Genomic DNA, 13,012 nt, shown 5'->3' on the forward strand with positions numbered 1-13,012 from the left:
CGATTTTTGCCGGATCTGAGCCAATTCAGGTCGGACGCCTGGAACGAAAAATGCCCCGGAGAGAGTCCGGGGCATTTTTGCTTGGCCGCCTGAAGGCTGTATAACTCGTTTTTACACAGCCTCCTGTGACCGGCTTTTCTTGTTATTGTTGGGGGCTTTTGAGTCAGCGCTCTTTGTTTACGCTGCGCGCGGCAACGCTGCTGCCGCGAAAGCTGATCGCTTTCGCTTCCCGCTACCAACATGAATAAAGCCGGTCTTTGATCGGCTTTTTTTTAATCTCAAAATGTATAAAAAATAATCTTTAAGTTCATTTTTTGCTCAAAAAATCAATAGCCTGCTTCCTTTTCTTACCGAATTCTGTCGGGAAATTGACATTTTGGTAACTAGCAAGACGACGCGATTCGCCTTGATAATCGGCCAAGTTTTGAACAACTCCACTAAAACGACGAATAAACGGGCCTAAATTATGTCTAATCGCGTCATTAAAATGTCTTTTCGGTATGTTGCGGCGGCGCTGTTGAGCGCAGTCCTGGTTGGCTGTGGCGGTGGCAGCGGCGGTAGCGGCGGCGCTCAGGTTATCGATCCGCAACGCTCGGCCACCTTGAGCTGGAATGCGCCGGCTTCCCGCGAGAATGGTGAGGGCTTGGCGATGGGGGAGTTGAAGGGCTACGTGATTCATTACGGCCAGAGCCAGGACAGTCTTTCCCAACAGGTTGAGATCAGCGATGCCAGCGTGATGGACTACACCATCGGTGGTCTTTCCGAGGGTGAGTGGTACTTCAGTGTCCAGGTGGTGGATACTAACGGCCTGAAGAGCGCGCCGTCCCAGCTGGTGAGCAAGATCATCTGACGAAGCTGGTGGGCGTCTGATACCTCCTGCCTTAGGGCAGGGGGTCGGTGATGGGCAGTTTGATGGTGAAGGATGAGCCTTCGCCCAGCACGGATTCGACGCTGATGTCGCCTCGGTGCTTCTGAACGACCACATTAACGAAGGACAGGCCCAGACCGGTGCCTCGGCTTCCGGACAGCTCGCTACTTCGCTGTCGACGATACCGGTCAAAAAGGAAAGGGATTTCCTCCGGTGCTATGCCATTACCCTCGTCGGTAACTCTCAGGTACGCTTCATGCCCTGCCTGAAACACCTGGATCGTCACGGCAGACCCTGTATCGCTGTACTGGACGGCGTTGGTCAGCAAGTTGATGATCGCCCGTTCAAGCAGTTCTGCATTGCCCAGCAACCATAGATCCTCGTTGCCCTGCAGAACCAGCTGAATGCCTTTCTCTACCGCCTGCTCGCTGACGCTGTCCCGCGCGTTCTCGACGATGGCCAGCAGTTCACAATCGTAGAATCGGGTCTCGGTGAGCTGTTCGGCCCGGGCCAGTTGTACAAACTCTTCCGCTAACTGATAACTCCGACGTGCCAGGCGGCCAAGCTGTTCCAGTTGTTGCGACTGAATGTCGCTGGGGTTGCGTTTCAGCTGCTCAATCAGCGCGAGCTGGGAGACTAGCGGGGAGCGGACATCGTGGGAAATGAAGTCAATGGCTTCCCGGTGTTGGCGTTGTTGGGCTCGAAGCTCCGAGATATTGGAGATATTGGCAATGATGCCATTCTGGGAATCGTCAGACAGCTTGAAGGGGGCGAAATGGATGAGGAAATCCATTTCCCGCACCCGCAGATCGACGGTGCGACTTTGATGGAGGGTGAGTGTTTCCGAAACCGTTTCCTGCCAGGGTGGGTTATCGCGCGGGTCGTGTCCCTGCAGTAGTCGGGTGAGCGGCGTGCCGGCCAGACTTGGGCGCGGTTCACCGAACCATTCCTCAATGTGACCGTTGGCAAACTGAATCACTCCCAGCTCATCGGTGACGATGATGCCATCGGGCATGCGCTCGAAGCTCTTGCGAATGAACAGCTGCATCTGGTTCAGTCGTTCGGTGGCTTGGCGGACTCGTTCAATACGAGCCGAGACGTGTTCTCGGGGGCGGTCGCTCAGATCGGGTTTCTGGTGCGGATCCAGCACCAGGCGGCGTAGATAGCGCTGACTGGCGTCACGAATCAGGGAGGCGGGGAACGCCAGACCCAGCTCAAACACCCGGTCGGCCCGTTTCAGTTGAATCCAGCTTTGGTTGTCCTTGTGTACCCACTGACCCGGGGCCGTGAGCTTGGGGCTGTCGTCTGCCTGCAGCTGCTGCTGGGCGAGTGGCCGGCCGTTCACTGAAAGATACCAGCCGATCGGGTTGAACAGGGCGATCAGGTGCTCCAGCAGCTGGCTGGGTTGTCTGTCTGCCGGCTCTGGCAAGGTGAACTGCTGGCCCGTGCCCAATTCGTCAAGCTGACGATTTAGAAATCGGTTGGTTATCGTTAACCGCTGCGCGCTCCACAACGGGTAGGCGGCAATCGGAATGAGCAGCGGGAGGGTCACCGACAGCCAAACGCGATAGGCCAGCAGCAACGTGGTGAACAGCGCCAGCAGTAACGCCAGCACCCCGGTGCATAACACCAGCGTCTCATGGGGGCGCAGGCGGGGTAGGGCATCGGCGATCAATAACAGTACCAATGCCGTCAGCAGCAGTGACAGGCCGGGTGCGGCCGGTCGAATCAGTCGATCCTTGACCAGCGCGGAATAGGCGTTGGCGTGGAACTCGACCCCGGACATGGGCCACGCCAAGCTGGAAAACGGCGTTGGCAATATGTCCCCAAAACCGACCGCTGTGGCGCCGATGAAGACGGTTTTGCCTGATAATTGGGTCATTGGGGCCTCAGCCTGCAGGACCTGCGCATAGGACACGGTGGGGAGGGTGCCCGGACGGCCCGCCAGTGGCACGGCAACATAGTCCGTGCGCACGTTCATGTAGGGGGCGGCATCGCCGTCCAGGTTCCCCAGGGGGGGAGTGCCGGGCGCGGCGGCGGCTTTGGCAAGGCTTGGCCACAGGCGGGTTGCCAGACCATTATAAAGGTACATTCCCCGGGCAAGGCCGTCCCGGTCCAGCTCGACATGGGCATGGCCGAACCCAGTCGCAGCCAGTTGCAGAGGTGGGATGGGAAGCTGGTCGGTCATTGGCTGATTGGTGGCCGGTACAGAAAGGTGTACCGGCAGAACGACCCGGCCGTGAGCCTGCATGGCGTTGGCCAGTTCCTCGTCGCCAATGGACGGCTCGGGAAATAACACGTCGAAGACGATGGTCCTGACGCCGGCCGCGTCCAGCCGCTGGATCAACTCGGCGTGGGTTGATCGCGGCCAGGGCCACTGGCCCAGCTGCTCCAGGCTGTATTCATCAATGGCAATCACCGCCACGTCCTCGCTGAGCGGCGCGGGCACGGAGGTAATCAGCGAATCGTAAAGCCAAAGGTTGGCCCGCTGGGGGATGCCGCTGAGCTGGGCCAGCACAAGTATGGCGAGGAGAGACAGGCCAAGGGTCCAGAATGCGTTGGTGGTCAGAAACCTGTCTCGATTCATGAAGCGTGGGGTCTTCTATGTTGTTTTTCTCGATTTACTCAATAAATAGCTCCCTCCCAGGCCCCCAGCGGCTTGTCGCTGGGCCATCGGATAGAGCCTTCAGGCGCACAAAATACCGTCTTCCGGGAATCAGGCGCAAGGCTGCAGTGGTATCTTTTACCGTTGCCTCCTTGATAACGTTCTGAAACTTGGGCTCTTCCGCGAGTTGCATCAGGTAACCGGTGGCGGTATCGGTGGATTCCCAGAACACCCTAACCTGGCTGTCAACGTAGTTGATGCTGATGATTCGAACCGGCGGCAAGCTGCCGTTGATGACCAGGGCGCGTGGCTCGCTGGTGGCAACGGAGGTGCCGCCGGCCTCGGTGACCACTCGCCAGTAGTACTGGCCAGGGTTGAGTGGGCGTTTGGCAATGGCGCTGGTATCCGGCGCCCATTCGCTGGTGGTGATGAGATTACTGAAATCCTCGGATGCTGCAATTTCCACCCGGGCGACTTCGTTGTGACCCTGGTAGTGCCAGCGGAACTCCGGCATGTCGTCACTAACGCTGGCACTGGCTGTCGGGAACTCCAGCGTTGCCGGCCGTGCCTGCAGTGCCACGTCCACCGACAAGGTCGCTGGTAGCCCGGCGACGCCCCGGTTGTCCAGCGCGGCGAGGCGGATGTGGTAGCGGCCGTTATCGAGATAGTTCAGTTCGTAGTTCTGGCCGTTGACCGTATCGCTCTTCAGCCAGCGGCCATTGTCGGCGTCGTAAATATCCACTCGATGCTGGCTGGCGCCATCGGGGGCCCAGTCGAGACTCGCCGGCAGGCTCTGTAACGACTCTGCCAGCGGGACAGGCACAGGCGCTGGGGGTAGCCTGAAGATACTGACAGGGCTGGGCGTCCGGCTGTCCACCAATGCGCTGTAGCCCGCTGGAATGTTGCGGGTACGGCCGGTCGGGCCAAAACTGACTACGCCTTCGGTTACCTGGAGTGCCGTGGTGCCGGGTTGGGCTTGCATGGCAAAAGCGGTACCCCGTACGGCGGCCACCGCTGACGGAGTCTCCACCTCAAATCGGGCGCCGCTGCCTGCCCGCGGTATCACCTGGGTGTCTATTTCGCCATGGTTCAGGCGGATGCGGGTATCGGTCATCCCGCTCTGGCCGTACTGGGTAAGCTTGTTGAAGATCACTCGGGAATTCGGGCCGATGCGAACGACAGATCGATCCGCAAGCTCAATGGTCGCATTCCCGCTCCGGCTGAGGATCTCGTCACCGACACGGATCAGCGTGTTCTCGGTGAGTGCGCGTTGGCGGCCATCCACGCTGGAGATTATCCGTACCTGGCCCGATACCGAAGTTGCGGTGGCCGGCTCGGGTTGTTGCTTCAGCCATGCCAGGGGAATGCGTAGCGCTTGGTTCGCGTGGATTGCGGTGGTCGGGATGGATTGGTTATAGCTCGACAGCTGAGCCGCAGTGTAGGGGCTTGCCAGCAGTTTGCTGGCAACGCTCTCCACGGTTTCACCCTGCCGCAGGGTGTACACCCAGTGGGGGACAGGGGCGTGGCCAGTTTGCGTTTGTCCAGCAACCTGGGAGCCCAGGCCGATCGGAAGCTCCGCGCCTGCCTCAATGCTGAAGGCCAGCAAGGCGGTGCACAGAAGAGCGCTGCGATGCAGCGCGGTGTCCTTCCGAGTCCTGAACCGATTCGTCATCCTAGCTTTGCTCGACCTGATCCGGTGTTTCGGTGGCGCTCATGGCTTCCAGTCGGTAACCGCGCTGATAGATGGTCTTGATCCGAAAGCCGTTATCCGGGTTCAGTCCCAAACGCCGGCGCAGGCGGCTCATATGGGTGTCCACGGTGCGCGTGTTGATATCCCGGGTCAGCCCCCAGACCCGTTCCAGCAGCATTTCCCGGGTCAACAAGCGGCCCTGATTCTGGAACAGGAACAGGGTCAGGTCAAAATCCTTGTCGGTCAGGGTCAGAGGTTCGCCATTCAGGGCAATGGTCCGCAACTGAGCATTGATGACAAACGGCCCGAACTCGAGAATTTCCTTGTCCGTTTCCGGGGCGCTGCGGCGCGCAAGGGCCTTGATGCGGGCAACCAGTTCCGCAGGTCGGGCGGGCTTTGACAGGTAATCGTCGGCCCCGGCGTCCAGGGCGCTGACAATGTCCTGTTCACTGTCCCGCTGGGTCAGGAAAAGCACCGGAATGCGCCAGTTCATCTGGGCCCGGACACTTTTCAGGACATCGATGCCGGTCATGTCAGGAATCTGCCAGTCAAGAATCAGCAGGTCGTAGCTGCGATGCAGGACTGAGCTCAGGAATGATTGCCCGTTTGGATAGGCATCACACTGGTAGCCCTGTTCACACATCACGGCTTTGACGTGTTGCGCCTGTTCCTGCTCGTCTTCCAGAAGAGCAATTCGCATCCAGATTCTCCTGTCTAAATGTCCGTCCGGTACTGAGAGAGCCGCTAAATAACTCTGAACGCCGTAGATGATAGCGAGTTATCCAAGGGCTCCTGAAGCAAGTTGGTGTTCGGCTGCCCCAGTCTCCCGTCAGGTTAATTCGCTGACCTACTGCCTGTCTCAGAGGGTTCTGACCAAGGCCCCAGTCTGCAGCTGTGGTTCCACATCAAAGAGTGGCAACACTGGCTCGGAGTCCTCAGGGACATGCCCTTCGGGATCCCAGTAGGTCAGCGAATTAACCAGCCGGGACGCCAGTTGCGCCGGGCTGTGGTCTATTCTGACAAATTGGGGTGTCGCGGTCAGTGTCAAAGTGTAGATTTGCGTAAATTTGGCCCCACGCATAAGCCCACGGCTTCTACAGCGCCGGCTTGCCGTCTGCGTCACTCACTGTTTGTCGGCAGGCGGGGAAGTTACTGCAGCCCCAGAACCAGCCTTTGGGCCCTTTGCGTCGTACCAGCGGGGAATAGCAGTGTGGGCAGGGTATCGGTTTCTGGCCGGTGCCATCCTGTGGCGTGGCATCTTCCAGTGCGCGCGTGCCGTTGCACTTGGGAAAGCGGCTGCAAGCATGGAAGCGGCCGAACTTGCCGTCGCGGATGCGCATCGGGGCCCGGCACTTGGGGCAGTGGATCTGCGGGGCATCCTCGCAATCGGGCTCGGGTGTTGGCGCGCTGGCGGTGCCGACGTAGCCGCGAATCTGTCCTTTCAGTTCTTCGAGGAATGCTCTGGGGTCGCCCTCGCCGCGGCGGATCTGTTCCAGGGCGGCTTCCCATAGCGCGGTCATATCCGGTTGGGTAATGGCGTCGGGCAGCGCGGTGATCAGCGTGCGGCCCTTGTCCGTCGACTTGATAAAGCGCTTATCCCGGTGGAGGTAGTCACGGCGGAATAACGTCTCGATGATGGAGGCGCGGGTGGCTTCGGTGCCCAGGCCATCGGTTTCCCGCAGGGTCTTGCGCAACTCGGCATCGCTGACGAAACGGGCGATGTTGGTCATCGCCGACAGCAGCGTCGCGTCGGTGAAGTGCTGCGGCGGCTGGGTCTGCCGCCCCTTGATCTCGGTGCGCTCGCAAAGCACCGCATCGCCTTGTTGTAGTCGGGGGAGTGGTGCCGCCGGGGGCTCGCTGGTGGCTTCCCGCTGTTTCAGCTCCAGTGCTTTCCAGCCCGGTTGAGACACCGCGGTTTCGGTGGCGCGGAATCGGTGTTCGCCAATGGCCAGGGTAAGTCGGCCCTCTTGATGGACGGCCTCTGGGTAGAACTGCATCAGGTAGTAACGGCTGATCAGACCGTAAACATTGAGTTCCGCCTTGGACAGCCTGGCTTGGCCAATGGCCCGGGCTGTGGGGATGATGGCGTGGTGGGCATCCACTTTGTCGTCGTTCCAGGCTGGGCTGCGCCGGCTGGTGTCGGCCTGATCGACCGCCGGTGTGAGCTCGGCGACGGTTCGGGAAATGGCCTGCAGCACCCCCGCTCGCTGGTTGAAATGCTCCTCCGGCAGGTAGCGGCAATCGGATCGCGGGTAGGTGATGAGTTGATGGCGCTCATAGAGGTTTTGTGCCGTGTCCAGCACCTCCTTGGCGCCCATCCGGAACAGCCGGCCGGCCTCGATCTGCAGGGCGGACAGGGAGAACGGCAGCGGGGGCGATTCCTTGCGGTCGCGAAAGCGGGATTCGCAGATGCGTCCCGGCCGGCCCTCGACGTCGGCTGCAATCCGCTGTGCCACGCTCTGATTCAATAGCCGATCTTCGTCATCCAGATGCTCCCGATAGGCCTCGTCTGGTAGCCAGCGGGCTGCGAAGGTGGGGCTGCCGGGGGCGCTGTCCAGATCGCGGGTGTGTGCCAGTAACCGATAATAGGGCTTGGGCTCGAAATCGGCGATGGTTTGATCCCGTGCCACCACCAGGCCCAATACCGGGGTCTGCACCCGGCCCACCGAGTACACCCCCTGTTCGCCCTGATGGCGGTGATTGAGGGTATACAGCCGGGTCAGGTTGAGGCCATACAGCCAGTCGGCGCGCTGCCTGGCCAGTGCGGAGTGGGACAGCCGGCGGAACTCCCGATTATCCCGTGGGGCGGCCAGGGCCCGAGCCACTGCGGACTTGGTCAGATCGCTGATCAGCACCCGTTCCACCGGACAGTTGGCGTTGCAATAACGGAGCACTTCGTCCACCAGCAGCTGCCCCTCACGGTCCGGGTCTCCGGCGTGAACGATCACCTCCGCCTTGCGGATCAGCGATTCGAGCACCTTGAGTTGTTTGCGCACACTGTCTTTCGGGGTGAGCTGCCATTGCTCGGGAAAGAGTGGCAGGTCTTCCTGCCGCCATTTCTGCCAGCGTGGGTTGTAGCAGGCGGGTTCGGCCGGCTCCAGCAAGTGGCCGATACACCAGCTGACGGTGCAGGCGTGGTCACCGGAACCCACCTTGAGCCAGCCCGGGCCTTTTTGAACGGGGCCGGGCAGGGCCTCCGCAATAGCGCGACCAAGACTGGGTTTTTCGGCAATGTATAGGCGCATGGCAGGCGAGTCGGTCACGTGAAAATGGGGGAGAGGGAAGATGGCGGTTTGCCGGTAAACTGTCAAGCCGGTGAGAGGCGCCGTATAGTAGACTGTATTGCAATACGATATCCGTGAACGAGGAGCGCTGCGGTCTATGTCGGTTCAACAGACCATTGAACAGAAACTTACAGATGAATTTTCCGTCGAGCACCTGGCTGTGGAGAACGAAAGCCACATGCACAGCGTGCCGCCCAACTCCGAGACCCATTTCAAGGTGACTCTGGTCTCTTCTGTATTTGAGGGGCTTGGCAAGGTCAAGCGCCACCAGGCCATCTACAAGGTACTCGCCGACGAGCTGGCAGCGGGCGTTCATGCGCTGGCACTTCACCTGTATACCCCAGCGGAGTGGCAGGCCAAGGGGGAAGAGGCGCCGGCCTCGCCCAACTGCATGGGCGGCTCCAAACACGATCCAGCGTTCAAGGGATAGGACACCCACTATGAGCCAATTCTTCCAGATGCATCCGGAAACCCCACAAAAGCGGTTGGTGAACCAGGCCGTCGAGATCCTCAACAAGGGCGGGGTGATTGTCTATCCTACCGATTCCGGCTACGCCCTCGGTTGCCATCTCGGCGACAAACAGGCGGCGGATCGTATCAAGCGTATTCGTCGGCTCGACGACAAGCACAATTTCACGCTGGTATGCAGCGACCTCTCAGACATTGGGACTTACGCCAAGCTGGATAACAGCCAATACCGGCTGCTGAAGACCTACACGCCGGGTCCCTACACCTTCATCCTCGATGCCACCAGCGAGGTGCCACGTCGGCTGCTGCATCCGAAACGGCGCTCCATTGGCGTGCGGGTGCCAGACAACGCCATCGTGCAGGCTCTGCTGAGTGCGTTGGGGGAGCCCATCATGAGCAGTACCCTGATTCTGCCTGGGGAAGAGGAGCCAATGACCGACCCCTACGAGATTCGGGAGACCCTGGAGCACGATCTTGATCTGATCATCGACGGCGGCTTCTGTGGTTTTGAGGCCACAACCGTCGTGAACATGCTGGATGATGTGCCGGTGGTTACCCGCGTCGGTAAAGGCGATCCGACGCCATTTCAGTAGCGCTGGATTCGCGATGGCAAGGGTTGGTCGTCAGGCGCGGGTGTTTAAACTGAAGGCGTAATCGCGCTGATTGCCGGCGGCGGCGATGTCCTCGGCCCCAACCATCCGGCGAATGTTGTCGTAGCGGTGAACGAGGTCGCCGAGGCCATTGAACTGGTCGTTTTCACTGACCAGGGATTCCAGCAACGCATTATTCACGCCGTAGGCCTGGTTCAGCTTGAGTGCGCCATCGACAAAGGCCAGAGTCGGTTGCTGGCTGCTGAGTCGGTGAAACGCGTCTGTGAAGCTCTTGTTGTTGTTCAGATCCTGTTCGATGCGCTCCCGCTTCTCGGCAGGAATGGCGGCCTGAAGTCGCAGTGTCCCCTGGTCGGATTTGGTCACCGACATTCTGGTGCCGGGGTGAATGCCATACTCGGCAATTTTATGCCGCAGGGTCTCCTTTACGAAGTGGGTATCCTGCCCGAGGCTGGATTTGTACTGGTTGATGGCCAGTTTGGCCGAGGCTTTCGGCAGGGGGCCACCCGACAGGGTGACGTCGTCGCGCCCGCTGGCAGTGTCCTCGGACGCGCCTGCCGCGGCATTCGGCGTCGCCTGCGGTGGTGTTCGTTGGCTGCTGGCCTGTTGCAGGCCGGCACTCATGCGGGCAAGCGAGTTGAGTAAGGACACGGCAATTTCTCTCCTGTGTCGACGTATTTCGGGCGTTCAGGAGAAGATAAGCAAGTTACGTGCCTGGGCTTCCTAGCTCAGCTGACGGTGCCGGGTTTTCAGGGCCAGTGCCAGGATCACCCCGGCGCCGGCCAGGGCGGCCACGGCAAACAGCGTGGGGTAACCGGCCACCCCGGCCAGCAGCCCCCCGGCCAGGCCGAACAGTCCGGCAAACACCACCTGAATGGAGGCCTGAACGGTGAAGTCGGTGCCCTCCCAGCCCTTTCGGCACAGACTCATCATCACCGCGAACAGCGCCACCGTCGAGGCGCCATCCGCCAGTTGTTCCAGCAGGCCAACCGAGTACACCAGCGCCGTGGTCGCGGAGGCCGGTGTCACCAGGGCCCAGGCGGCGATGGTGGCTGCCTGGGCCAGGCCTGTGAGGATCAGGCTGCGGCGGCTGCCCCAGCACTGATAGAGCCATCCACCCAATGCGGCGCCCACCAGCCCCACCAGCGTTGAGACCAGTGTAAACGTGCCTATGGCCTGGGTGGTCCAGCCGGCATCGCTCAGTAACGGCCGTGTCATTCCCGATGCCATGGCATCGGCCACCTTATAACTCGCCAAGATCCCCAACCAGGGCCAGATTCCGGGCTGTCTGAGCAGTCCGCTCAAGCCCTCGCGCAGCGGGGCGCCGACCTTTCCGGTCGAAGCAACGGGTTGCCGCAGCGGTGAGAGCCGGCGGATTGCAATATAGAGCACCAGCAGCATGGCCGCAGGAAACAGCAAGGCTTCGGAGGCCCCCGTTTGTGCCGCCAGCATCAGCAGCAATGCTCCACCCGCCAGCATCCCCACCTTATACCCGGCCACCTGGATGGCGTTGGCCAGCCCGCGCCGATGGGCCGGCAGCCAGCGCACCGCAAGACCATCGGTAATGATGTCCTGAGTGGCCATCAGCAGGTTGATGGCCATGATCAGCGCCGCAGCCCCCCACACGCCGCCCCCCGAGGGTGTCAGGCCGATGGCCGCGAGCACCAATAGCAGTCCGGCAGCGGAAAGCTGAAGCCAGCCGATCCAACGAGCGGGCGTGGTGCCTCGGTGCAGACTGCGATCCACCCAGGGCGACCATATCGCCTTCAACACCCAGGGCAGGGCAAGCAGCTTCAAGGCGCCGATCCAGCCCAGGGCTACGCCCGCTTCCCGCCAAAGCACCGGTAACGCATGGGCGAACAGCCCCGAAGGTAGGCCCTGTGCCAGATAGAGCGCGGTCAACGCCAGATAGGTGGTTGGCACGGCGCGCGCCTGCGGGCTAGTGGCGTGGGGTCTGTTTGCAGTCATTGGCGTAGGAGGCTCATGCAGTTGGGAGAAAACGACGTGATGGGGAAAACGCCTGTTGTCCAACGGCTTATGGTCTACAAATTGACTCTGGTCGGCAATGGCTCTGTGCGGCCAAGAGGTTGTCCCAAGATCACATGGATCCGTACTTATCTTTTGATATAGTGCAATATTGTTCGACAATAAGTCATATGTACATGGAGGCAGGGTCCCATGAATGCGAAAGTTGCTGATGAGCTGATCGAAACGGCGCAAGACAAAACGAGGCAAGAGAAAACAAAAAGTGCTGACTGGAAAGATCCGAAACGTTACCTATGGCTGCTGGGCCCGGGCCTGCCAGTCATTGGTCTGACCGCGCTGACCGGTTATGCGATCGCACCCAAAAAGCTGAGAGCCCTTGCCTGGGCTGGTCCGGCACTGGTTCATGGCATCATCCCTGCGCTGGATCAATGGATTGGCGAAGACGCCAGTAATCCGCCGGAATCTGCGGTCAAGGGGCTTGAGAACGACAAGTACTACAGCCGGCTCGTGAAGGCCTTCATCCCAACCCAGTACGCATTGACCTTCATGGGCGCCTGGTTGGCCAGTCGCAAGAAGACCCCCATGAGCGATCGTATCGGTCTGACACTTACCGTGGGCGCGGTCAACGGCATTGGCATCAATACGGCCCATGAGCTGGGGCATAAGACCAACAAACTGAACAAGTTACTGGCGATGGCGGCCCTGGCACCGACCGCGTACACCCATTTCGTGGTCGAGCACAACTACGGTCACCACAAAAACGTCGCCACCCCGGAAGATCCCGCCAGCAGCCGCATGGGCGAGAGTTTTTGGAAGTTCCTGCCCCGTACGGTGGTGGGAAGCCTCAAGTCTGCCGTCGAAATTGAAAAGGCCCGCCTGGCCCGTCGGGGCAAGGGATTCTGGAGTCTGCAGAACGAGCTGCTGCAGGGATGGGCGATGACGGCCGGCTTCTTCGGCGTGACGACCCTGGTCACCGGTCCTCGGGGGCTGGCGTTCCTGGTGGGGCAGGCGGCTTACGGGGCCAGTCTGCTGGAAGTCATCAACTACCTTGAGCACTATGGCCTGAAGCGCGAGCAGGACGCCAACGGCAAGTACGAGCGGACCAAGCCCGAGCACAGCTGGAACAGCAACCACATCGTGACCAACCTGTTCCTGTACCAGTTGCAGCGGCATTCCGATCATCATGCCCATCCCACCCGCAGCTTCCAGGCCCTGCGCCATTTCGAGGAAGCCCCGCAGCTGCCTGCCGGTTATGCCTCCATGTTGCTGCCGGCCTACGTACCGTCCCAGTGGTTTGAGATGATGGATAAGCGGGTCATTGAGCACTACAAGGGGGATCTGAGCAAGATCAACATGGACCCGGATCGCAAAGATGAGCTGATGGAGAAGTATCGTGAGTTTGCGGCCGAGGTCGCTGAGCGCCATCGCTCCGAGAGCGAGGCGTCCAGCGCGGCCTAAGTCGCCAACTCGAAAGCCCCGCCGTTGTTACGGTTGGGGCTTTCA

Annotated in this window: 10 protein-coding genes; 4 read left to right on the plus strand and 6 right to left on the minus strand. The window is 60.5% G+C overall.

The features are described 5' to 3' along the window. Positions 1-517: 517 nt before the first annotated feature. Positions 518-850, plus strand: coding sequence for a fibronectin type III domain-containing protein (locus N6L25_RS16780; RefSeq protein ID WP_271982689.1), 333 nt, complete (start codon positions 518-520; stop codon positions 848-850). A 31-nt stretch (positions 851-881) separates the two neighbouring features. Here N6L25_RS16780 and N6L25_RS16785 read toward each other — a convergent pair whose 3' ends face one another. The 4 genes from N6L25_RS16785 to N6L25_RS16800 all read right to left on the minus strand — a co-directional run bounded on the left by N6L25_RS16785 (position 882) and on the right by N6L25_RS16800 (position 8,408). Next, entirely contained in the window at positions 882-3,455 is a 2,574-nt protein-coding gene (locus N6L25_RS16785) for a CHASE2 domain-containing protein (protein ID WP_271982692.1), read from the minus strand. A 34-nt stretch (positions 3,456-3,489) separates the two neighbouring features. Then, positions 3,490-5,145: a FecR family protein gene (locus tag N6L25_RS16790; protein WP_271982696.1), complete on the minus strand. Its 1,656-nt coding sequence runs from the start codon at positions 5,143-5,145 to the stop codon at positions 3,490-3,492. A 1-nt stretch (position 5,146) separates the two neighbouring features. Then, positions 5,147-5,863, minus strand: coding sequence for a response regulator transcription factor (locus tag N6L25_RS16795; protein WP_271982699.1), 717 nt, complete (start codon positions 5,861-5,863; stop codon positions 5,147-5,149). A 394-nt stretch (positions 5,864-6,257) separates the two neighbouring features. Beyond that, positions 6,258-8,408 (minus strand): DNA topoisomerase III, encoded by a 2,151-nt coding sequence (locus tag N6L25_RS16800; protein ID WP_271982825.1) that lies wholly within the window; start codon positions 8,406-8,408, stop codon positions 6,258-6,260. Positions 8,409-8,544: 136 nt separating this feature from the next. Between N6L25_RS16800 and N6L25_RS16805 the strand changes: the two genes are divergently transcribed. Then, the gene (locus tag N6L25_RS16805) at positions 8,545-8,877 is read left to right on the plus strand and encodes a BolA family protein (protein WP_271982702.1); all 333 of its coding nucleotides are present in this window, start codon (positions 8,545-8,547) and stop codon (positions 8,875-8,877) included. A gap of 10 nt (positions 8,878-8,887) precedes the next feature. Continuing rightward, the gene (locus N6L25_RS16810; RefSeq protein WP_271982704.1) at positions 8,888-9,508 is read left to right on the plus strand and encodes an L-threonylcarbamoyladenylate synthase; all 621 of its coding nucleotides are present in this window, start codon (positions 8,888-8,890) and stop codon (positions 9,506-9,508) included. A gap of 30 nt (positions 9,509-9,538) precedes the next feature. Here N6L25_RS16810 and N6L25_RS16815 read toward each other — a convergent pair whose 3' ends face one another. Then, positions 9,539-10,174: a hypothetical protein gene (locus N6L25_RS16815; RefSeq protein ID WP_271982707.1), complete on the minus strand. Its 636-nt coding sequence runs from the start codon at positions 10,172-10,174 to the stop codon at positions 9,539-9,541. Positions 10,175-10,246: 72 nt separating this feature from the next. Continuing rightward, positions 10,247-11,446, minus strand: a complete 1,200-nt coding sequence (locus tag N6L25_RS16820; RefSeq protein WP_271982710.1) for an MFS transporter — start codon at positions 11,444-11,446, stop codon at positions 10,247-10,249. A 255-nt stretch (positions 11,447-11,701) separates the two neighbouring features. On the opposite strand from N6L25_RS16820, the gene N6L25_RS16825 reads away from it, so the two are divergent. Further along, positions 11,702-12,967 (plus strand): alkane 1-monooxygenase, encoded by a 1,266-nt coding sequence (locus tag N6L25_RS16825; RefSeq protein ID WP_271982712.1) that lies wholly within the window; start codon positions 11,702-11,704, stop codon positions 12,965-12,967. Positions 12,968-13,012 lie beyond the last annotated feature (45 nt).

It is taken from the genome of Marinobacter sp. SS21 (assembly GCF_028369065.1).
GTDB lineage: Bacteria > Pseudomonadota > Gammaproteobacteria > Pseudomonadales > Oleiphilaceae > Marinobacter.